The sequence below is a fragment of the Psychroserpens mesophilus genome, assembly GCF_050617655.1.
GTDB classification, from domain to species: Bacteria; Bacteroidota; Bacteroidia; order Flavobacteriales; family Flavobacteriaceae; genus Psychroserpens; species Psychroserpens mesophilus_A.
In genome coordinates this window covers 1-247 of sequence record NZ_JBODQC010000382.1, presented here as the reverse complement: position 1 = coordinate 247, position 247 = coordinate 1, and the positions used below count along the sequence as shown (strand labels likewise).

Sequence of the window (247 nt, the reverse complement as noted above, 5' to 3'; positions counted from 1 at the left end):
CCTCAGGTTACGGCACAGGACAATTGCCGGACAAGGAAGGTCAAATGTACCATGTGACTGCAGATGATCTTTACCTGATCCCGACTGCTGAAGTTCCCGTGACCAATTTGCACCGGGACGATATTTTGGCGGAAAGCGATTTTCCAATCAAATATACCGGGTACACACCCTGTTTTAGAAGAGAAGCCGGAAGCTACGGGGCCCATGTCCGTGGACTGAACCGTCTCCATCAATTCGATAAAGTGGA

1 protein-coding gene is annotated in these 247 nt (G+C 49.8%); it reads left to right on the top strand.

The genetic code is table 11. The features are described from left to right. On the top strand, nucleotides 1-247 hold a 247-nt coding region (locus tag ACRHNM_RS17690; protein WP_431137954.1), incomplete at both ends, for an aminoacyl--tRNA ligase-related protein.